This window comes from Kluyvera genomosp. 1, from assembly GCF_001266615.1.
Lineage (GTDB): Bacteria > Pseudomonadota > Gammaproteobacteria > Enterobacterales > Enterobacteriaceae > Kluyvera > Kluyvera cryocrescens_A.
Genome location: NZ_LGHZ01000022.1, coordinates 56,521 through 77,230, shown reverse-complemented (window position 1 = coordinate 77,230; position 20,710 = coordinate 56,521). Strand labels below are relative to the sequence as shown.

The 20,710-nt window shown below is 54.4% G+C and carries 19 protein-coding genes; 12 read left to right on the top strand and 7 right to left on the bottom strand.

The features are described from left to right. Positions 1–192: 192 nt before the first annotated feature. From priA to rraA, 7 genes are all read left to right on the top strand, one after another. Positions 193–2,391: a primosomal protein N' gene (gene priA, locus KP80_RS13775; RefSeq protein ID WP_052284223.1), complete on the top strand. Its 2,199-nt coding sequence runs from the start codon at positions 193–195 to the stop codon at positions 2,389–2,391. A gap of 150 nt (positions 2,392–2,541) precedes the next feature. Beyond that, positions 2,542–3,564 (top strand): DNA-binding transcriptional regulator CytR, encoded by a 1,023-nt coding sequence (gene cytR, locus KP80_RS13770; RefSeq protein WP_052284222.1) that lies wholly within the window; start codon positions 2,542–2,544, stop codon positions 3,562–3,564. Positions 3,565–3,662: 98 nt separating this feature from the next. Further along, positions 3,663–4,628, top strand: coding sequence for a cell division protein FtsN (gene ftsN / locus KP80_RS13765; protein ID WP_072129121.1), 966 nt, complete (start codon positions 3,663–3,665; stop codon positions 4,626–4,628). 92 nt (positions 4,629–4,720) lie between these two features. Beyond that, positions 4,721–5,251 carry an ATP-dependent protease subunit HslV gene (gene hslV, locus KP80_RS13760; RefSeq protein WP_052284220.1) on the top strand — a complete coding sequence of 177 codons (531 nt, stop codon included), beginning with the start codon at positions 4,721–4,723 and terminating at the stop codon, positions 5,249–5,251. A 9-nt stretch (positions 5,252–5,260) separates the two neighbouring features. Next, a complete protein-coding gene (gene hslU, locus KP80_RS13755; RefSeq protein WP_052284219.1) occupies positions 5,261–6,592 on the top strand; it encodes an HslU--HslV peptidase ATPase subunit in 1,332 nt (443 codons plus the stop codon). A 70-nt stretch (positions 6,593–6,662) separates the two neighbouring features. Further along, positions 6,663–7,589 carry a 1,4-dihydroxy-2-naphthoate polyprenyltransferase gene (menA, locus tag KP80_RS13750; protein ID WP_052284218.1) on the top strand — a complete coding sequence of 309 codons (927 nt, stop codon included), beginning with the start codon at positions 6,663–6,665 and terminating at the stop codon, positions 7,587–7,589. A gap of 92 nt (positions 7,590–7,681) precedes the next feature. Next, positions 7,682–8,167 carry a ribonuclease E activity regulator RraA gene (gene rraA, locus KP80_RS13745; protein WP_052284217.1) on the top strand — a complete coding sequence of 162 codons (486 nt, stop codon included), beginning with the start codon at positions 7,682–7,684 and terminating at the stop codon, positions 8,165–8,167. 77 nt (positions 8,168–8,244) lie between these two features. Here the strand turns inward: rraA and pfkA are convergent, their stop codons facing one another. The 3 genes from pfkA to cpxP form a co-directional block, all read right to left on the bottom strand. Then, positions 8,245–9,207, bottom strand: coding sequence for a 6-phosphofructokinase (gene pfkA / locus KP80_RS13740; RefSeq protein WP_052284216.1), 963 nt, complete (start codon positions 9,205–9,207; stop codon positions 8,245–8,247). Positions 9,208–9,406: 199 nt separating this feature from the next. Further along, entirely contained in the window at positions 9,407–10,300 is an 894-nt protein-coding gene (fieF, locus tag KP80_RS13735) for a CDF family cation-efflux transporter FieF (protein ID WP_052284215.1), read from the bottom strand. Positions 10,301–10,438: 138 nt separating this feature from the next. After that, positions 10,439–10,939: a cell-envelope stress modulator CpxP gene (gene cpxP, locus KP80_RS13730; RefSeq protein ID WP_052284214.1), complete on the bottom strand. Its 501-nt coding sequence runs from the start codon at positions 10,937–10,939 to the stop codon at positions 10,439–10,441. Positions 10,940–11,088: 149 nt separating this feature from the next. On the opposite strand from cpxP, the gene cpxR reads away from it, so the two are divergent. Continuing rightward, positions 11,089–11,787: an envelope stress response regulator transcription factor CpxR gene (gene cpxR / locus KP80_RS13725; protein WP_052284213.1), complete on the top strand. Its 699-nt coding sequence runs from the start codon at positions 11,089–11,091 to the stop codon at positions 11,785–11,787. Further along, the gene (cpxA, locus tag KP80_RS13720) at positions 11,784–13,157 is read left to right on the top strand and encodes an envelope stress sensor histidine kinase CpxA (protein ID WP_052284212.1); all 1,374 of its coding nucleotides are present in this window, start codon (positions 11,784–11,786) and stop codon (positions 13,155–13,157) included. Before cpxR ends, cpxA begins: the two co-directional genes overlap by 4 nt. Positions 13,158–13,229: 72 nt before the next feature. Here cpxA and yiiM read toward each other — a convergent pair whose 3' ends face one another. Continuing rightward, positions 13,230–13,904 carry a 6-hydroxyaminopurine reductase gene (gene yiiM, locus KP80_RS13715; protein WP_052284211.1) on the bottom strand — a complete coding sequence of 225 codons (675 nt, stop codon included), beginning with the start codon at positions 13,902–13,904 and terminating at the stop codon, positions 13,230–13,232. Between the two features lie 69 nt (positions 13,905–13,973). Continuing rightward, a complete protein-coding gene (sodA, locus tag KP80_RS13710) occupies positions 13,974–14,594 on the bottom strand; it encodes a superoxide dismutase [Mn] (RefSeq protein WP_052284210.1) in 621 nt (206 codons plus the stop codon). A gap of 289 nt (positions 14,595–14,883) precedes the next feature. Between sodA and rhaT the strand changes: the two genes are divergently transcribed. After that, entirely contained in the window at positions 14,884–15,918 is a 1,035-nt protein-coding gene (rhaT, locus tag KP80_RS13705) for an L-rhamnose/proton symporter RhaT (protein ID WP_052284209.1), read from the top strand. 5 nt (positions 15,919–15,923) lie between these two features. Here the strand turns inward: rhaT and rhaR are convergent, their stop codons facing one another. Both rhaR and rhaS read right to left on the bottom strand, forming a co-directional pair. Next, a complete protein-coding gene (rhaR, locus tag KP80_RS13700; protein ID WP_052284208.1) occupies positions 15,924–16,772 on the bottom strand; it encodes an HTH-type transcriptional activator RhaR in 849 nt (282 codons plus the stop codon). Between the two features lie 71 nt (positions 16,773–16,843). After that, complete coding sequence (rhaS, locus tag KP80_RS13695) at positions 16,844–17,680, bottom strand: HTH-type transcriptional activator RhaS (protein WP_052284207.1); 837 nt, start codon at positions 17,678–17,680, stop codon at positions 16,844–16,846. A gap of 303 nt (positions 17,681–17,983) precedes the next feature. Between rhaS and rhaB the strand changes: the two genes are divergently transcribed. Both rhaB and rhaA read left to right on the top strand, forming a co-directional pair. After that, the gene (gene rhaB / locus KP80_RS13690) at positions 17,984–19,453 is read left to right on the top strand and encodes a rhamnulokinase (protein WP_052284206.1); all 1,470 of its coding nucleotides are present in this window, start codon (positions 17,984–17,986) and stop codon (positions 19,451–19,453) included. After that, complete coding sequence (rhaA, locus tag KP80_RS13685; protein ID WP_052284205.1) at positions 19,450–20,709, top strand: L-rhamnose isomerase; 1,260 nt, start codon at positions 19,450–19,452, stop codon at positions 20,707–20,709. The genes rhaB and rhaA overlap by 4 nt, the downstream gene beginning before the upstream one ends. Position 20,710: the final 1 nt, after the last annotated feature.

Sequence of the window (20,710 nt, the reverse complement as noted above, 5' to 3'; positions counted from 1 at the left end):
AACCTCGGTTAAGGCCGCGTCGCTCTTCCAGCCCTAACGCCAGACACCACGCGATGTTAATGTAGTATATTTCCTGATGCCAAAATGCATCAAAGGCGGCGAATCATACAGAATTTGACCAGCAGATGCAAACTGATCCGCACTCCTACAATGTGTATACTGTCTCGCCAGATTTCAAGTCAGGAAGAAAACATGCCCGTTGCTCACGTTGCCCTGCCTGTACCATTGCCTCGTACGTTCGACTACCTGCTGCCTGATACTCTCAGCGCCAAAGCAGGCTGCCGCGTACGCGTGCCGTTTGGCAAACATCAGGAGCGCGCGGGAATTGTGGTGGCAGTCAGCGAAAAAAGCGAACTGCCTCGTGATGAGCTAAAAGCGGTGATTGAAGTACTGGACGATGAGCCGGTCTTTTCCTCTGCTGTCTGGCGACTGCTGCTGTGGGCGGCGGACTATTATCACCACCCGATTGGCGACGTGCTGTTCCACGCACTGCCAATTCTGCTGCGTCAGGGCAAACCCGCCAGTGCCGCACCGCAGTGGTTCTGGTTTGCCACTGAACAGGGCCAGGCCGTCGATATCAACACGCTAAAGCGCTCCCCTAAACAACAGCAGGCGCTGGCCGCGCTGCGCCAGGGGAAAATCTGGCGCCATCAGGTGGCCGAAATGGAGTTCAATGAGAGCGCCATGCAGTCGCTGCGGACCAAAGGGTACTGTGAGCTAGGCAGCCTGGCACCGGAAGCTATCGACTGGCGGTCAACCTACTCCGTACCGGGTGAACGACTGCGGCTCAATACCGAGCAGGCAACGGCGGTAGGCGCGATTCACAGCGCCTCTGATGAATTCTCTGCCTGGCTGCTGGAAGGGGTTACCGGTTCGGGGAAAACCGAAGTCTATCTGAGCGTGCTGGAAAACGTGCTGGCGCAGGGCAAACAGGCGCTGGTGATGGTGCCAGAAATCGGCCTGACGCCGCAGACTATCGCCCGCTTTCGCGAACGTTTTAACGCGCCGGTGGAAGTACTGCACTCCGGACTGAACGACAGCGAACGCCTTGCCGCCTGGCTAAAGGCCAAAAATGGTGAGGCGGCGATTGTTATCGGCACGCGTTCCTCGCTGTTTACGCCGTTTAAAAATCTCGGCGTCATCGTCATCGATGAAGAGCACGACAGCTCTTATAAGCAGCAAGAAGGCTGGCGCTATCACGCGCGGGATCTTGCTGTGTGGCGTGCTCACAGCGAGCAAATCCCCATTATTCTTGGCTCCGCCACCCCTGCGCTAGAGACCTTGCTTAACGCGCGTCAGCATAAGTATCGCATGCTGCGTTTAACCCGCCGCGCGGGCAATGCGCGGCCGGCAACCCAGCACGTACTCGATCTGAAAGGTCAGCATTTGCAGGCCGGACTTTCCCCAGCACTGATTAACCGCATGCGTCAGCATCTGCAGGCCGACAATCAGGTCATTCTCTTTCTGAACCGCCGCGGCTTTGCACCAACGCTGCTGTGCCACGATTGCGGCTGGATTGCCGAATGTCCACGCTGCGACAGCTACTACACGCTCCACCAGGCGCAACACCATTTACGCTGCCACCACTGCGACAGCCAGCGCCCTATTCCACGCCAGTGCCCGTCATGCGGCTCCACGCATATGGTGCCGGTCGGCCTGGGGACAGAACAGCTCGAGCAGGCGCTGGCGCCAATGTTCCCTGCCGTACCGCTGTCGCGTATTGACCGCGACACCACCAGCCGAAAAGGGGCATTAGAGCAGCATCTGGCGGAAGTGCATCGCGGCGGCGCGCGAATTCTGATTGGCACCCAGATGCTGGCGAAGGGGCACCACTTCCCTGACGTGACGCTGGTCGCGCTGCTGGACGTCGACGGCGCACTGTTCTCTGCTGATTTCCGTTCGGCAGAACGCTTTGCTCAACTGTATACCCAGGTCTCAGGCCGCGCTGGACGCGCAGGCAAACAGGGCGAAGTGGTCCTGCAAACCCACCACCCCGATCACCCACTGTTGCAAACGCTGCTGTATAAAGGCTATGACGCTTTTGCCGAGCAGGCGCTGGCGGAGCGCCAGACCATGCAGCTGCCGCCGTACACCAGCCACGTACTGATTCGTGCTGAAGACCATAACAATCAGCAGGCGCCTCTATTCTTGCAGCAGCTGCGCAATCTGATTCAGGCTAGCCCATTGGCGGACGATAAACTGTGGGTGCTTGGGCCGGTTCCGGCGTTAGCGCCAAAACGCGGCGGCCGCTACCGCTGGCAGATCCTGCTACAACATCCCTCACGCGTGCGCTTACAGCACATCGTCACCGGCACGCTGGCGCTCATCAATACGCTGCCGGAATCTCGCAAGGTGAAGTGGGTTCTCGACGTTGACCCTATCGAAGGTTAATGCAGAGTTGAGAGCGGGATCGTGAAATAAAACAATCATCACACTTTTGATGAAAATTCTGTAACAGATCCCCTTAACTATCTGATAAAAGTGTGTCAGATGTCAGGTCACACAGGACGTGCCTGCGCCAGTGAGTGAGGAGAGAATCAGGTGAAGGCTAAAAAACCGGTTGTTGCCGCAACCATGAAAGATGTTGCCCTACAAGCGAATGTCTCTACGGCAACCGTATCCCGAGCATTAATGAATCCCGAAAAAGTTTCGCAAGCCACGCGTAACCGCGTTGAGCAGGCGGCGCTGGAGGTCGGCTATCTCCCGCAGCTGCAGGGTCGAAACATGAAGCGCAATGAATCGCGCACTATTTTGGTTATCGTCCCGGATATTTGCGACCCCTTCTTTAGTGAAGTGATCCGTGGAATCGAAGTGACCGCGGCAGCCCAGGGTTATCTGGTTTTGATTGGCGATTGTGCGCATCAGAATCAGCAGGAAAAAACCTTCATTGACCTTATCATCACCAAGCAGATTGATGGCATGCTGCTGCTGGGTTCTCGCCTGCCATTCGATGCCAGCATCGAAGAACAGCGCAACCTCCCCCCAATGGTCATGGCCAACGAATTTGCCCCCGAACTGGGTCTCCCTACGGTTCATATCGACAACCTCACTGCCTCATTCGACGCCGTCAACTATCTGCACGAACTGGGACATCAGCGCATCGGTTGTATCGCCGGGCCGGAAGAGATGCCGTTGTGCCACTATCGCCTACAGGGCTACGTTCAAGCGTTACGCCGCTGCGGCATTACCATTGACCCTCACTATATCGCCCGTGGCAACTTCACCTTTGAAGCCGGGGCCATCGCGCTGGAGCAATTGCTCGCCTTACCGCAGCCGCCAACCGCCGTCTTCTGTCACAGCGATATCATGGCGCTGGGCGCACTCTCCTATGCCAAACGCCGAGGGCTAAAAGTCCCGGACGATTTGTCCATTATCGGATTTGATAACATTTCACTGGCCGAGTTTTGTGACCCGCCGCTGACCACCGTTTCCCAGCCGCGTTTTGATATTGGCCGGGAAGCCATGTTGCTATTGTTGAACCAACTGAGTGGGCAGGTTGTTGATAGCGGTTCGCGTCTACTGGATTGCGAACTGATTATCCGCGGTAGTACAAGCAAAATATGATGCAAAGCCGGGCGCTTTAGGACTTGCGTGTCTGGTCAAAGCCCCGCCGCTTAAGTAACATGTCGGGCTAACTAACGGAAAAAGACAGCGAAACGATAGTGGCACAACGAGACTATGTACGCCGCAGCCAGCAGGCACCTTCGCGGCGCAAGAACGGCGCATCACGGAACACACGGAAAAAGCAGAGTAATTTTCCGGCGGTCTCTCCTGCCATGGTGGCTATTGCAGCGGCGGTAGTGGTCGCTTTTATCGGCGGTTTGTACTTCATTACGCATCACAAAAAAGAAGAGTCCGAGTCGCTACAGAACCGCCAGATAGCGGGGAATGGGCTACCGCCAAAACCAGAAGAGCGCTGGCGTTATATTAAAGAGCTGGAAAGCCGCCAGCCGGGCGTCCGTGCGCCAACCGAACCGTCTGCCGGCGGGGAAGTCATCAACCCTAATCAGCTCACCGACGAGCAGCGCCAGCTGTTGGCCCAAATGCAGGCAGATATGCGCCAGCAGCCAACGCAGCTGACCGAAGTGCCGTGGAACGAGCAAACGCCAGCGCAGCGCCAGCAGACATTACAGCGCCAACGTCTGGCGCAGCAGCAGGTTCAGCAACAGCAGTGGACGCAAACGCAGCCAGTGCAGCAGCCGCAAACGCGTACGACTCAGCCGGTTCAACAACCGCGTCAAACGCAGACTCAGCAGCCAGCGCGATCCACCGCGGCCAATTCCGCCTATCAAGATCTGCTGCAAACACCTGCCCACACCGCGGCTACACAGCCAAAAGCGCAGGCCGCCGCGCCGGTGGTACGTGAAACGACACCACCGAAAGCGACAGAGAAGAAAGATGAGCGACGCTGGATGGTACAGTGCGGTTCGTTTAAAGGTGCCGAGCAGGCAGAAACCGTCCGCGCACAGCTGGCCTTTGAGGGTTTTGATTCCAAGATCACCACCAATAACGGCTGGAATCGCGTGGTTATCGGCCCGGTCAAAGGCAAGGATAACGCCGATAGCACCATTGCCCGCCTGAAAATGGCCGGTCACGGAAACTGCATTAGGCTCGCCTCTGGGGGTTGAAACCCCCAAAATCCCCCCCATCTATAATTACATTCTGCCCCGTACGCGGTACGGGGCCTCTCTATTCGTATTTGCAACAAAGGGGTCTGCTCGTGACAACAATAGTAAGTGTTCGCCGTAACGGCCACGTTGTAATTGCCGGTGATGGCCAGGCCACGCTGGGCAATACCGTCATGAAGGGCAACGTGAAAAAAGTTCGTCGTTTGTATAACGACAAAGTGATCGCCGGTTTTGCGGGCGGCACTGCGGACGCCTTCACGCTGTTCGAACTGTTTGAACGTAAGCTGGAAATGCACCAGGGGCATCTGGTGAAAGCCGCCGTGGAGCTGGCAAAAGACTGGCGAACCGATCGTATGCTACGCAAGCTCGAAGCGTTGCTGGCGGTCGCAGATGAAACAGCTTCACTCATCATCACCGGTAACGGTGACGTTGTGCAGCCAGAAAATGACCTGATTGCTATCGGTTCTGGCGGCCCGTACGCCCAAGCCGCAGCCCGTGCTCTGCTGGAAAACACCGAGCTTAGCGCGCGTGAAATTGCTGAAAAAGCGTTGAATATTGCAGGTGATATCTGCATTTATACCAACCATTTCCACACTATCGAAGAATTACCGTCTAAGGCGTAAGGATCTCCCATGTCTGAAATGACCCCACGCGAAATTGTCAGCGAGCTGAACAAACACATTATCGGTCAGGACGCGGCTAAGCGTTCCGTTGCTATCGCCTTACGTAACCGCTGGCGTCGTATGCAGCTCGACGAAGAGCTGCGCCATGAAGTGACGCCGAAAAACATTCTGATGATCGGCCCAACCGGCGTCGGTAAAACCGAAATCGCCCGTCGTCTGGCTAAACTTGCCAACGCGCCGTTCATCAAAGTTGAAGCCACCAAGTTCACCGAAGTGGGCTATGTCGGTAAAGAAGTTGACTCCATCATCCGTGATCTGACCGATTCGGCGATCAAAATGGTGCGCGTACAGTCCATCGAGAAAAACCGCTATCGCGCCGAAGAGATGGCCGAAGAGCGTATTCTCGACGTGCTGATTCCACCGGCTAAAAACAACTGGGGACAGGCTGAACAGCAGTCTGAACCTTCCGCTGCGCGTCAGGCATTCCGCAAAAAACTGCGCGAAGGCCAGCTGGACGACAAAGAGATTGAAATCGATCTCGCGGCAGTACCAATGGGCGTCGAGATCATGTCACCTCCAGGCATGGAAGAGATGACCAGTCAGCTGCAGTCCATGTTCCAGAACCTGGGCGGCCAGAAGCAGAAACCGCGTAAGCTGAAAATCAAAGATGCGATGAAGCTGCTGATTGAAGAAGAAGCGGCGAAGCTGGTAAATCCAGAAGAGCTCAAGCAAGACGCTATCGAAGCGGTTGAACAGCACGGTATCGTGTTCATCGATGAGATCGATAAAATCTGTAAGCGCGGCGAATCCTCCGGCCCAGACGTCTCTCGCGAAGGCGTACAGCGCGACCTGCTGCCTCTGGTTGAAGGCTGCACCGTTTCGACTAAGCACGGTATGGTTAAAACCGACCACATCTTGTTTATCGCTTCTGGCGCATTCCAGGTGGCAAAACCGTCTGACCTGATCCCAGAACTTCAGGGTCGTCTGCCAATTCGCGTTGAGCTACAGGCGCTGACCACTAGCGACTTCGAGCGTATCCTGACTGAGCCAAATGCGTCTGTCACCGTACAGTACAAAGCGCTGATGGCAACCGAAGGTGTGAATATCGAATTCACGGAATCCGGCATCAAGCGTATCGCCGAGGCGGCGTGGCAGGTAAACGAAACCACCGAGAACATCGGTGCGCGTCGTCTGCACACCGTTCTGGAGCGCCTGATGGAAGATATCTCCTATGATGCTAGCGACCTGAATGGCCAAAGCATCACAATTGATGCGGAATATGTGAGTAAACATCTGGATGCATTGGTCGCAGATGAAGATCTGAGCCGTTTTATCCTATAATCGCGGTCACTGCATTTTCATCTTTAAATTGATGGGGCTGAAAAGCCCCATTTTTATTGGCTGATAACTAATGACAAATACACCTGTAAGCCGCACCCAGGCCTGGCTGGAAAGTCTGCGCCCGAAAACATTACCCCTGGCCTGTGCCGCGATTATCGTCGGCACTGCCCTCGCCTGGTGGCAGGGACATTTTGATCCCACCGTCGCCGTGCTGTCGTTGATTACCGCCAGCCTGCTACAAATTCTCTCCAATCTCGCCAATGACTATGGCGATGCGGTGAAAGGCAGCGATAAACCGGATCGCATCGGTCCATTGCGCGGGATGCAAAAAGGGGTCATCACCCAAGAGCAGATGAAACGTGCGCTGATGATCACCGTCGCACTCATCTGCCTTTTCGGCCTGGCACTGCTGTTTACTGCCTATCAGACGTTAGGAGACTTTATCGGTTTCCTGGTGCTGGGGCTGCTGGCGATTATTGCGGCCATTACCTACACCGTCGGTACCCGTCCTTACGGTTACATTGGCTTGGGTGATGTGTCGGTGCTGATTTTCTTTGGCTGGCTGAGCGTCATCGGCAGCTGGTATTTACAGGCGCACAGCCTGAGCAGCGCGATTATCCTGCCTGCGACCGCCTGCGGCCTGTTGGCGACAGCAGTGCTCAATATCAACAACCTGCGCGATATCGACAGCGATCGTGAGAACGGTAAAAATACCCTGGCCGTACGTTTAGGGCCGATTAATGCGCGTCGTTATCACGTTTGCCTGCTGATCGGGACGCTGGTTTGCCTGGCGCTGTTTAACCTGATTTCTCTGCACAGCCCGTGGGGCTGGCTGTTCGTTCTGAGTGCCCCGCTGCTGGTGAAACAGGCGCGCTACGTGATGAACGAACGTTCACCGCAGGCGATGCCACCAATGCTTGAACGGACGGTAAAAGGCGCGTTGCTCACTAACCTGCTGTTCGTCATCGGGATTGTGCTGAGCAAGGTGCTGGCTTAACTGACAAATATCAATTAACAATTGATGATTTTGCCAACAATGCATAGAGCGCGATATACTAAAATCACTCGCAGCAACTGAGCGTTAATCCTATGAAATACGATACTTCCGAGCTTTGCGACATCTACCAGGAAGATGTCAACGTCGTAGAACCCCTGTTCTCCAACTTTGGCGGACGGTTGTCGTTCGGTGGACAAATCATCACCGTGAAATGTTTCGAGGATAACGGGTTGCTGTACGATCTGCTCGAACAGAACGGCCGGGGCCGCATTTTGCTGGTCGACGGCGGTGGCTCTGTTCGTCGCGCGCTGATCGATGCCGACCTCGCCCGCCTGGCCACGCAAAATGAGTGGGAAGGCATTGTGGTTTACGGCGCGGTACGTCAGGTTGATGATTTAGAAGAACTGGATATCGGCATTCAGGCGATTGCCGCCATTCCGGTAGGCTCTGCCGGTGAAGGCATTGGCGAAAGCGACGTCCGCGTCAATTTCGGCGGCGTGACCTTCTTCTCCGGCGACCATCTCTACGCCGATAATACCGGCATTATCCTGTCGGAAGATCCGCTGGATATCGAATAAGCCCCACAAAAAAGCCTTCTCAATGAGAAGGCTTTTTTTTCGTCCGTTTTTTTACCCGTTTCCGGGCAAGCGGCGAATTAGTACAGCATCTTAGCGCATTCCAGCCAGTCACCCTTGAATGGGCGCTTCATGCTTTCGATAGCATCGATGATGTCATGGTGAACCAGTTTCTCGTTCTGAATACCTACGCAACGACCGCCGAAGCCCTGCTGCAGCAGTTCAATCGCGTATGCGCCCATACGGGACGCCAGGATGCGGTCGTAAGGAACCGGAGAGCCACCGCGCTGAATATGACCCAGGACGGTCGCACGGGTCTCACGGCCAGTCTCAGTTTCGATAAACTTCGCCAGCTCGTCAACGTCACACATGTGCTCGGTAATCGCCACAATCGCGTGTTTCTTACCTTTCGCGATGCCGGCTTTGATTTCAGCAACCAGGTCGTCACGTTTGAATTCAACTTCAGGAACCACGATGAATTCACAGCCGCCCGCAATCGCAGCTGCCAGAGTCAGGTCACCGCAGTAGCGACCCATGACTTCAACAACGGAAATACGCTGGTGAGAAGAAGAGGTGTCACGCAGACGGTCAATTGCTTCTACGACGGTGCTCAGCGCAGTGAAGAAACCGATGGTGTAGTCAGTACCTTTGATATCGTTATCAATGGTGCCTGGCAGGCCGATACATGGGAAGCCCATTTCGGTCAGACGCACGGCACCCATGTAGGAACCATCACCACCAATAACCACCAGCGCATCAATCCCGCGTTTTTTCAGGTTCTCGATAGCCACGGCACGAATGTTTTCATCACGGAATTCCGGGAAGCGCGCGGAACCCAGGAATGTGCCGCCACGGTTAATCATGTCGGACACGCTGTAACGGTCGAGCGGAACCATACGGTCTTCGTACAGGCCAAGGTAACCGTCATAAATACCCATGACTTCTATACCTTCCGTCAACGCTGCGCGCACAACACCGCGAATGGCGGCGTTCATACCCGGCGCATCACCGCCACTTGTCAACACACCGATTTTCTTAATCATGACTACCTCTGAACTTAGGAATGCTAAAAATTAATTCTTCTGCCCGAAGCGCTCCCATTAAAACGGGGGAGAGAACGACTCTATGTAGAGATAGTATATCAAGCGCTTCTTGCTGAATTGATTCAGGTCAGGCTAAACGGCGGTTATTTATACAAATAATGCCTGTATAGCTCACGTTTTGTACAACCACTGCGAAAGTTCAAATTGTTCTGTTTCCCTGCGGGGCAACAGAGCAGGGATCCTGATGAATAATCACATCGGATCCGGGGAAACGATGCAAAATCGCCTGCTCAACCTGGTCGGCAACGTAATGCGCCTGAACCAGAGGCAGGTCATCTTCCATTTCCAGATGGATCTGAATAAAGCGGGTCGGCCCTGACTGCCGCGTTCGGAGATCGTGAGCACCGCTTACGCCCGGCCAGGCGGTCACGATGTCGAAAATTTCCTGTCGTTCTTCATCGGGTAGAGCACGATCCAATAACGACTGAACCGCTTCGTATCCCATGCGTAACGCGCTATATAGAATATAGATGCCAATTCCTAATGCAAACAGCGCATCTGCACGATGCCAGCCGTACCAGGAGAGGCCGAGTGCGATAAGAATCGCACCGTTCATCATAACATCAGACTGATAATGAAGCATATCTGCACGTACAGCCTGACTTTGTGTTCTTCTCACCACCCAGCGCTGAAACGTCACCAAAACTAACGTACTGATGAGCGCAATCACCGTCACAATGACGCCAATGCCCGGTTGGCTCATCGGCTCAGGACGCGCCAGGTGCTGAAACCCGGTTAAAAATAGAAACAGCGCCGATCCCGAAATAAACATACTTTGCGCCAGCGCCGCCAGCGACTCCGCTTTTCCGTGACCAAATGTATGCTCTTCATCCGCCGGCTGCAGCGAGTAACGCACCACCAGCAGGTTGGTCAACGAGGCGGCAATATCTACCAACGAATCGACCAGCGCAGCTAAAATACTCACCGAACCGGTGTACCACCACGCAAAAATTTTAATGATCAGCAACAGCGACGCCATCACCGTTGCCGCTATCGCCGCGCGACTGACCAGTCGGCCATAAGATTGATTCATAAACACTCCCGCCCTTAGATCTGCGTATTATAGCGGAATGTCTGAGCAGTGCGCGGTGACGAATTTAAGACAAAAAAAACCCCCACATCATGTGGGGGAAGACAGGGATGGTGTCTATGGCAAGGAAAAACAGGGTTGTTACTGGTTGCTACGGGTATTGCTACTAAACAGGGTTTTACTCGAACCTTGCTGCATCCGTGCAACATCACGCAGCTGCTCCATGCGCTGCTGGTGCTTCTCGTTTAAAGCCGCTTGCTGCTCTGGTGTAAGCAGGCGGTACATCTGGTTGCGAACCTTCGCCATTTCAACCTGGCGGTTCACTTGCTCCTCAGCCATTTTCTCGGCTTGAGTTCGCACAGCGGCTTCATCAAATTTTTCTGCGGTGACAAGGCGATGCATTGTCTCCATTTCGCTAACATTAACAGGTGGACGCTCGTGTCGTGCCCTGTGCATCAGATCGCGCATTTGCTGACGCTGATGTTCGGTTAAACTAATACCGTCGAACATATGGCCCTGGCCATTACTGAGCGGGTTAGCTTCCGCCGGGTGCCAGTTAACGCTGGTGACGACTTCATCGGCCTGGCTTAGTGCACTGAATGCCAGCGTTGAGGCCATGACGGCAGCGATAACATTGCGCATCACATGCTCCCAAAAACTTTTGTGTCGCGAATCAACGAGAGACAGTTTACGATTCAGGCTGCAAACATGCGTCAGGGGGTGTAAAACAACGTAAAGTCATGGATTAGCAAGCCTTGATGACGTAATTTCTGCCTCGGAGGGATTAAAATATGAATAAAATTTTGTTAGTTGATGATGACCGAGAGTTAACTTCGTTACTCAAGGAACTGCTTGATATGGAAGGCTTTAACGTTCTGGTAGCCCACGATGGCGAGCAGGCGTTAGCGCTGATTGATGACAGCATCGACCTACTTTTACTCGACGTGATGATGCCGAAAAAGAACGGTATCGACACGCTGAAAGAATTACGACAGACACACCAGACACCCGTCATTATGTTGACCGCACGCGGAAGCGAGCTGGATCGCGTTTTAGGCCTCGAATTAGGTGCAGATGACTATCTGCCTAAGCCATTTAACGATCGCGAGCTGGTCGCGCGTATACGCGCTATTTTGCGCCGTTCACACTGGAGCGAGCAGCAGCAAAATAGCGATACCAGTTCACCGACCGTTGAAGTTGATTCCTTAAGCCTAAATCCAGGTCGCCAGGAAGCCAGCTTTGATGGCCAGACGCTGGAGCTTACCGGTACCGAATTTACCCTGCTTTATCTGCTCGCTCAGCACCTGGGTCAGGTCGTTTCGCGCGAACACTTAAGCCAGGAAGTGCTGGGTAAACGCTTAACGCCGTTCGACCGCGCTATCGATATGCATATTTCTAACCTGCGCCGGAAACTGCCTGAGCGCAAAGATGGTCATCCATGGTTTAAAACCCTGCGTGGCCGCGGCTACCTGATGGTCTCCGCTTCATGATTGGAAGTTTAACCGCACGCATCTTCGCCATCTTCTGGCTCACGCTAGCGCTGGTGTTGATGCTGGTTTTAATGCTGCCAAAGCTGGATTCACGCCAGATGACGGAGCTGCTGGATAGCGAGCAGCGCCAGGGCCTGATGATCGAGCAGCACGTTGAAGAAGAACTGGCTAACGATCCCCCGAATGATTTGATGTGGTGGCGTCGGCTGTTCCGCGCAATTGATAAATGGGCACCGCCAGGCCAGCGTCTGCTGCTGGTCACCAGCGAAGGCCGCGTGATCGGCGCAGAACGCAACGAGATGCAGATTATTCGTAACTTTATCGGCCAATCTGACAACTCCGATCACCCACAGAAGAAAAAATACGGCCGCGTCGAGTTGGTCGGGCCGTTTTCTATCCGTGATGGTGAAGATAACTACCAGTTATACCTGATTCGTCCGGCCAGCAGCTCGCAGTCCGATTTTATCAACTTGCTGTTTGATAGGCCGCTGCTGCTGCTGATTGTCACGATGTTGGTCAGCGCCCCGCTGCTGCTGTGGTTGGCGTGGAGCCTGGCGAAGCCAGCACGTAAGCTGAAGAATGCCGCCGATGAAGTGGCTCAGGGTAACCTGCGTCAGCATCCGGAACTCGAAGCCGGGCCCCAGGAGTTCTTAGCCGCTGGCGCGAGCTTTAACCAGATGGTGATGGCGCTGGAGCAGATGATGACCGCACAGCAGCGCCTGCTTTCCGATATCTCCCACGAGCTGCGTACGCCGCTAACGCGCCTGCAGTTGGGCACCGCCCTGCTGCGTCGCCGCAGCGGTGAAAGCAAAGAGCTTGAGCGCATCGAAACGGAAGCACAGCGCCTCGATAGCATGATTAACGACATGCTGGTGATGTCGCGTAATCAGCAGAAGAATGCGCTGTTGAGCGAAACGCTCAAAGCCAATCAACTGTGGGGCGAAGTGCTGGACAACGCTGCGTTTGAAGCGGAACAGATGGGTAAATCATTTAGCGTTGATTATCCGCCGGGTCCATGGCCGCTGTACGGTAACCCAAACGCGTTGGAAAGCGCGCTGGAGAACATCGTCCGCAACGCGTTGCGCTACTCACACACTAAAATCGCCGTGAGTTTCTCCGTCGATAAAGACGGTATCACCGTTCACGTTGATGATGATGGTCCAGGCGTCAGCCCGGACGATCGCGAGCAGATTTTCCGTCCGTTCTACCGTACTGACGAGGCTCGCGACCGCGAGTCTGGCGGTACAGGGCTTGGATTAGCGATTGTCGAAAGCGCCATTCAGCAGCACCGCGGCTGGGTTAAGGCCGACGACAGCCCGCTGGGCGGTTTACGACTGACGCTGTGGTTACCACTGTATAAGCGAACCTAAAATAATATCGGCCTGCGTAAGCAGGCCGATTTTTTTGTTCTCTCACCAACGTTAGCGTTGGGCGATCTCCGCCTATTTACCCCATAGTCTTCGGGAATTATCTTCAATCTTGCCGCTTATACGGCGTTTTTGCATCGTTCTGCTCCAGCTCGCCGACAGCCCAGCGGCGCTCAACAGGCGATGATACTGGTCATCATCAAACGGCATCGACCAGGCAATCACCCCCGCCTCATGCACCGACACATCGCTCAAACGCGATACCAGTTCCAAGGGCGCATCGCTGGACACCTTGCCCGGCGCAATCACCCGATACAGCCAGCCCGTTTTGCCGCTGTTTTGCATAATCGACGCCATGTCGCTGATGGCAAAATGGTAGTTAAGCTTAAAGCAGGGAGAGCGCGGTTGAGTGACCTGGATGAGCGTTTCCCCCCAGCGGTAGATGTCACCGATAAACACATTGTGTTCGGTCATCCCTTCCGTCGACAGATTTTCCCCAAATGCCGGGGCATAGAATAAAGCCGCCTGCTCAGGGAAATCTCGTGCCCATTCGGCATAATGTTCGCGGGGATAATGGCATAGCGCGCGGTCAGGGCCGCCGTGAATTTTCTTTTCGGCCTGTTCATCGCCCTGTAGGCCCAAATCGGTGAGATCCAGCTCACCATCGATTTGTACTTTAGCGATGGCACTAGGGCGGCTACCGTCGTAGTCGCGGATTGTGCCAATAAACACGTCAACCGGATAATGCATCTGCTGCTCCTTACGCGGATACAAAAAAAGCGAGCCATCAGACTCGCTTCTACAGACCGGCAATGCAAATTATTTTTTAGCAGCGAAACGTGCCGCGGCTTCGTCCCAGTTCACCACGTTCCAGAACTCTTTGATGTAGTCCGGACGACGGTTCTGGAATTTCAGGTAGTAAGCGTGCTCCCACACGTCCAGACCCACGATTGGGAAACCGGATGCGCCAGAAACCGCTTCACCCATCAGCGGGGAATCCTGGTTAGCAGTCGAAACAACAGCCAGTTTGTCGCCTTTCAGCACCAGCCACGCCCAGCCGGAGCCGAAACGGGTCGCTGCTGCTTTTTCGAATTCAGCTTTGAAGTTATCAACAGAACCGAAGTCACGCTCGATAGCGGCTTTCAGGTCACCCTGCAGGGTGGTGCCTTTTTTCAGGCCTTTCCAGAAGAAGCTGTGGTTAGCGTGGCCACCTGCGTTGTTGCGCAGAACGGTTTTCTTATCCGCCGGCAGTTGATCCAGTTTCGCGATCAGTTCTTCCGCAGACAGGGAAGCGAACTCCGGCAGGCTTTCCAGCGCTGCGTTAGCGTTGTTGACGTAAGCCTGGTGGTGTTTGCTGTGATGGATTTCCATCGTCTGTTTGTCGAAGTGCGGTTCCAGGGCATCGTACGCATAAGGCAGTGATGGCAGGGTATAGCTCATAATCATCTCCATTATTGTCGGGCGGCAAACCTGTAAACGCCGCGTAATCAGTTGGTTCATTATAGTTAATTAAATGATATTGAAAATGATTATCAATGCCGTAGTTTTTATAAGGATATAACCAAGCGTTATGGTTGGCATTTTGTGAGGAAGAACAGCCGATTGCACCGTTGGCTGCCAGTATTCACTCCAGAATGGCAACGACCGGAAGGTCAAAAAATTGACTAATTTTTACACTCATCCCGTTGGAAGACGATTAGTACGATAAAAATGGATGAGGATAAAAGTAATGAACCATGCAATTACGATGGGTATTTTATGGCATTTGATAGGTGCGGCCAGTGCAGCCTGTTTCTATGCCCCGTTCAAAAAAGTTCAGAATTGGTCATGGGAAACCATGTGGTCGATTGGTGGAATCGTCTCATGGATACTGCTTCCCTGGACTATCAGCGCCCTGCTGCTGCCCGATTTTTGGGCTTACTACCAATCATTTAGTGCTTCAACGCTCCTGCCGGTATTCTTATTCGGCGCTATGTGGGGAGTGGGTAATATTAACTATGGCCTGACCATGCGCTATCTCGGCATGTCGATGGGGATCGGTATTGCCATTGGCATTACGCTGATTGTTGGTACGCTGCTCACCCCGATCATTAACGGCCAGTTTGGCGTGCTTATCCACACTAAAGGCGGCCAGATGACGCTGCTCGGCGTGTTGGTTGCCGTCATCGGCGTCAGTATTGTGACGCGGGCTGGCCAGCTAAAAGAACGCAAAATGGGGATTAAAGCGGAAGAGTTTAATCTGAAGAAAGGCCTGGTGCTGGCCGTCATATGCGGCATCTTCTCCGCCGGGATGTCCTTTGCAATGAACGCCGCCAAACCGATGCATGAGGCCGCAGCCGCATTAGGCGTCGATCCCCTGTATACCGCCTTACCTAGCTATGTGGTCATTATGGGCGGCGGCGCACTGGTCAATCTGGGCTTCTGTTTTATCCGTCTGGCAAAAGTCAAAAACTTGTCGATAAAAGCAGACTTCTCGCTGGCAAAAACGCTTATCGTCAGCAACATTCTGCTGTCGGCGCTAGGCGGGTTAATGTGGTATCTCCAGTTCTTTTTCTACGCCTGGGGCCACGCCAGTATTCCCGCGCAGTATGACTACATGAGCTGGATGCTGCACATGAGCTTCTACGTGCTGTGCGGCGGTTTAGTCGGCCTGGTATTGAAAGAGTGGAAAAATGCGGGCAGACGCCCTGTCAGCGTGCTGAGTCTGGGCTGCGTGGTGATTATCATCGCGGCCAACATTGTGGGCTTAGGAATGGCCAGTTAAGTCTCTCAGGCGGCAATGCGACTGCGTTGCCGCCATTGTCCCGGCGTGACGCCGATTTCGCGGTTAAACACCACGGAAAAATAGTTACTGTCTTCAAAACCGCACTGCATGGCGACTTCACCAATCAGCATTTCGGTGTGCTGTAACAGATACTGCGCATGGCAAATCCGTAGCTGGCGCAGATAGTGATTCACCGTCATCCCGGTTTGGCTTCGGAATTGCTGGCGAAGCGCGCGCTCACTGCAGCCTTGCTGTTCACAGAAAGTATCCAGCACAAACGGCCGATTAAGACTGCCGGCCAACACCGTCAGCAGTTTATCCAGCAGCGCTTCGCTCTGCGTCGCCGCCTGATTATCCGTGGCATAACGGTAGCGAGTCAGACACACCACCAGCTGAGCAAATAACAACTCAGACATCTCATTGGCCAGCGCGTCATCTTTACGGCTCTCTTGCTCCAGTTGGGTCATAATCTGCCGCGCCTGGGCCATGCCGGTGCTGCCAATACGCCAGTGCGGCGCCCAGTGCGAGCCGTGTAGACCCGGAATGTGCGAAACCCAGTCAACGTTGAGCTTTAAACGCTCGGGGCAGTAGATAATATTCTGCAAAACCAGATCGTTAACGGAGGCGTAGGAGTGTTTGTCTTCGGCGCGTATGTAGAAGAGATCGCCGCGGGTAATGCGGTAAGGACGGTCGTTAAGGATGTGTAGTCCATTGCCGCGCCAGACCATCACCAGCTCGCAAAAATCATGGGTGTGTTCGGCAAAGACATTTTGCGGATAGCGGTCTGCCACCGCGACGGCCTGCGTCGGGCTGGCAAAAAAGTCGGTTTTTCGAAGAATAAGCTGACCTGACACGCGGATACCTCACGGCTAACAACTCTTTATTATTAGCCGTTTTGAGGTAAAAAACGGTGATTATCTTCGCGTTACTGAAGCATCGTGTCTCGGCCCTGGCGGATATCGCGAGGTGACCAGTTAAATTCCCGGCGAAACAGGGTCGAGAAGTGATTACTGTCGCCAAACCCACAGCGATAGGCAATATCAGTGACGCTATCATCGCTGTGACGCAGCAGATGGCGGGCTTTAATCAGGCGTAAACGATTGAGATAGCGCTGCGGCGTCAGCCCGGTACAGTGCTTCAGCTGGCGGTGCAACGTACGCAGAGAAAGCGAAAAGCTCTCCGCCAACTCTTCCCAACACACCTCTTGCGCAAAGTGCTCCTCCAGCCAGGCCATCAGCTGGTTCAGGCGCGCGTCGTTATCTTCCGCTCCCTGCTCCTGGCTGCCTTTACGCAGCAGAACCAACAGCTGCATAAACAGAATTTCGCGGTTAGCCAGCGACATCATATCGGTACTGTCCTTCACGTCTTCCATCTGGCTAACAATCGCCCTGACCTGCTGCAACGTGCTCTGGTTTACGCGCCAATGGGAAGGGTAGTGGCCGTCCTGCTCCTGCGGCAGCAATTTGTGGAGACCTGACAAGAACTGGAAGGCATCTGGCGCACGATATAGCACGTTAGTCAGGCACAAATTATCGGTGTGTTCATACAGGTGTCGATCGAAGTCACGTACAAAGCAAACGGTGCCACCACAAATAGTATGTGGCTGACCATTAAACACGTGAATACCTGACCCATGTTCAACAATAACAATTTCATTGAAATCATGGTGATGCTCAGGAAATGCAGCCTGCGGAAGTCGTGGTTCGATAGCGACGGGTAGCTTACCTGATGAGAAGAAATCCACGCTGTGTAGTACGGTCATAACGACTCCCGACAGATGAGAAAAGTTATCAGGATAGTAATATCCGATGACCGATCTGACCTTGACGTTTTGACAGCAAAGCGCGCAAACCCGGTCATTTTTTCAAGAAACAGCCGGAAAGATCGGGAAATGCGGTCACCATCACACCCCCTCAACGCCGCCTCATCGCAGGAATTTGTGAACTCTCTCACGTTCATCTTTGCTTTCTTGCCAGCGCCCTATTTCGCCTGTCAGTAGTGAGAAGGTTGTCTTCTTGCCCTTTTTCTAGACTGAGCGGTAATGACTCATAGAAGGACTCTTACCATGACTTTTCGCCATTGTGTGGCCGTCGATTTAGGCGCCTCAAGCGGACGTGTAATGCTGGCGCGTTTTGATGCCGAGCAGCGTTCGCTTTCACTGCGCGAAATCCACCGTTTCGTAAACAGCCTGCATAAACAGGACGGTTTTGAGACCTGGGACATCGACGGCCTGGAAGCCGAAATCCGCACTGGCCTGAATAAAGTGTGCGAGGAAGGCATTCTTATCGACAGCATCGGTATTGATACCTGGGGCGTGGACTACGTGCTGCTGGACAAAAAAGGCCAGCGGGTCGGGTTGCCCGTGTCGTACCGCGACGGTCGCACCGATGGTGTGATGGCTATCGCCATGGATCAGCTGGGCAAAGGTGAAATATACCGTCGCAGCGGCATTCAATTTCTTCCGTTTAATACGCTCTACCAGCTGCGCGCGCTGGTTGAACAGCAGCCCGAGCTGGTATCACAGGCCGCTCACGCGCTGCTGATCCCTGATTACTTTGGCTATCGTCTGACCGGCAAAATGAATTGGGAATACACCAACGCCACCACCACGCAGCTGATTAATATCGACAGCGATAACTGGGATGAAGACCTGCTGAACTGGACCGGCGCACCGGCATCGTGGTTTGGCACACCAACGCATCCGGGCAACGTGGTGGGGCATTGGATCTGCCCGCAGGGCAATCATATTCCGGTGGTTGCCGTTGCTAGCCACGACACCGCCAGCGCCGTCATTGCCTCACCATTGGCGAGCGTTGACGCCGCCTATCTCTCTTCTGGCACCTGGTCACTGATGGGCTTTGAAAGCAAACAGCCCTACACCAGCGAACAGGCGCAGCGCGCCAACATCACCAACGAAGGCGGCGCTGAAGGCCGCTACCGGGTGCTGAAAAACATCATGGGGCTGTGGCTGTTACAGCGCGTACTGAAAGAGCAGAACATCAGTAACCTACAGGCGCTGATTGCCGAAACGGCGGCGCTGCCGACCTGCCGCAGCCTGATTACGCCAAACGATGACCGCTTTATCAATCCAGAAAATATGAGCGCCGAAATTCAGGCCGCCTGCCGTGAAACCGCCCAGCCGGTCCCCGAGACCGCCGCTGAACTCGCGCGCTGCATTTTCGATAGCCTCGCCCTGCTTTACGCCGACGTACTCAACGAGCTGGCACAGTTACGCGGTAAGCCCTTTAACCAGCTGCATATTGTTGGCGGCGGCTGCCAGAACCAACTGCTTAACCAGCTGTGCGCCGACGCCTGCGGCATCACCGTGGTGGCGGGCCCCATCGAGGCCTCCACCCTCGGCAACATCGGCATCCAATTAATGACGCTGGACGAACTGTCCAACGTTGACGATTTCCGCAAGGTGGTCACCGGAAACTACGGTCTCACCACCTTTACCCCTAATCCAGACCATGAAATTGCCCGCTATGTTGCGCAGTTTCAGCAACAACGACAGACAAAGGAGCTTTGCGCATGACCACTCAACTCGACCAAGCTTGGGAACTCGCGAAACAGCGCTATGCCGCCGTCGGTATCGACGTCGAAGAAGCGTTACGCCAGCTCGACCGTTTACCTGTATCGATGCACTGCTGGCAGGGTGATGACGTCGCGGGTTTTGAAAATCCAGAAGGCAATTTAACGGGTGGGATCCAGGCGACCGGTAACTATCCGGGAAAAGCGCGTAACGCCACCGAGCTGCGTGCCGATCTGGAACAGGCGCTGAGCCTGATCCCAGGGCCAAAGCGTCTGAATCTGCATGCCATCTATCTGGAGTCTGATACCCCGGTTGCACGTGACCAAATCAAACCAGAGCACTTTAAAAACTGGGTGGAGTGGGCGAAAAAACACAAGCTGGGTCTCGATTTCAACCCGTCATGCTTCTCACACCCGCTGAGCGCAGATGGCTTTACCCTGTCCCACGCCGACCCAAAAATCCGTCAGTTCTGGATCGATCACTGTAAAGCCAGCCGCCGCGTGTCCGCCTATTTTGGCGAGCAGTTAGGAACGCCATCGGTGATGAATATCTGGATCCCGGACGGCATGAAAGATGTCACCGTTGACCGTCTGGCACCGCGCCGGCGTCTGGCCGCCGCGCTGGATGAAGTGATCAGCGAAAAACTCGACCCGGCGCACCACATCGATGCGGTGGAAAGCAAACTGTTCGGTATCGGCGCGGAAAGCTACACCGTCGGCTCTAACGAATTCTATATGGGTTACGCCACCAGCCGCCAAACCGCACTGTGCCTGGATGCGGGTCACTTCCACCCTACTGAAGTGATCTCCGACAAAATCTCCGCCGCTATGCTGTATGTCCCTCGCCTGCTGCTGCACGTGAGCCGCCCCGTGCGCTGGGACAGCGACCACGTGGTGCTGCTGGATGATGAGACCCAGGCCATCGCCAGTGAAATCATCCGCCATGACCTGTTTGACCGCGTTCACATTGGCCTCGACTTCTTCGACGCCTCTATCAACCGTATCGCCGCATGGGTTATCGGCACCCGCAACATGAAGAAAGCCTTGCTGCGCGCGCTGCTGGAGCCAACCGCCGAGCTGCGCCAGCTGGAAGCCTCCGGCGACTACACCGCCCGTCTGGCACTGTTGGAAGAACAGAAATGCCTGCCGTGGCAGGCGGTGTGGGAAATGTACTGCCAGCGCAATGACACTCCGGCGGGTAGCCAGTGGCTGGAAAGCGTGCGCGGCTACGAGAAAGCGATTCTGAGCAAGCGTGGGTGAG

Bases quoted from the DNA above. Each gene is read 5' to 3' on its own strand.
- priA (WP_052284223.1), top strand. From the start codon at position 193: ATGCCCGTTGCTCACGTTGCCCTGCCTGTACCATTGCCTCGTACGTTC.
- hslU (WP_052284219.1), top strand. From the start codon at position 5,261: ATGTCTGAAATGACCCCACGCGAAATTGTCAGCGAGCTGAACAAACAC.
- menA (WP_052284218.1), top strand. From the start codon at position 6,663: ATGACAAATACACCTGTAAGCCGCACCCAGGCCTGGCTGGAAAGTCTG.
- rraA (WP_052284217.1), top strand. From the start codon at position 7,682: ATGAAATACGATACTTCCGAGCTTTGCGACATCTACCAGGAAGATGTC.
- pfkA (WP_052284216.1), bottom strand. From the start codon at position 9,207: ATGATTAAGAAAATCGGTGTGTTGACAAGTGGCGGTGATGCGCCGGGT.
- fieF (WP_052284215.1), bottom strand. From the start codon at position 10,300: ATGAATCAATCTTATGGCCGACTGGTCAGTCGCGCGGCGATAGCGGCA.
- cpxP (WP_052284214.1), bottom strand. From the start codon at position 10,939: ATGCGCAATGTTATCGCTGCCGTCATGGCCTCAACGCTGGCATTCAGT.
- cpxR (WP_052284213.1), top strand. From the start codon at position 11,089: ATGAATAAAATTTTGTTAGTTGATGATGACCGAGAGTTAACTTCGTTA.
- cpxA (WP_052284212.1), top strand. From the start codon at position 11,784: ATGATTGGAAGTTTAACCGCACGCATCTTCGCCATCTTCTGGCTCACG.
- yiiM (WP_052284211.1), bottom strand. From the start codon at position 13,904: ATGCATTATCCGGTTGACGTGTTTATTGGCACAATCCGCGACTACGAC.
- sodA (WP_052284210.1), bottom strand. From the start codon at position 14,594: ATGAGCTATACCCTGCCATCACTGCCTTATGCGTACGATGCCCTGGAA.
- rhaT (WP_052284209.1), top strand. From the start codon at position 14,884: ATGAACCATGCAATTACGATGGGTATTTTATGGCATTTGATAGGTGCG.
- rhaS (WP_052284207.1), bottom strand. From the start codon at position 17,680: ATGACCGTACTACACAGCGTGGATTTCTTCTCATCAGGTAAGCTACCC.
- rhaB (WP_052284206.1), top strand. From the start codon at position 17,984: ATGACTTTTCGCCATTGTGTGGCCGTCGATTTAGGCGCCTCAAGCGGA.
- rhaA (WP_052284205.1), top strand. From the start codon at position 19,450: ATGACCACTCAACTCGACCAAGCTTGGGAACTCGCGAAACAGCGCTAT.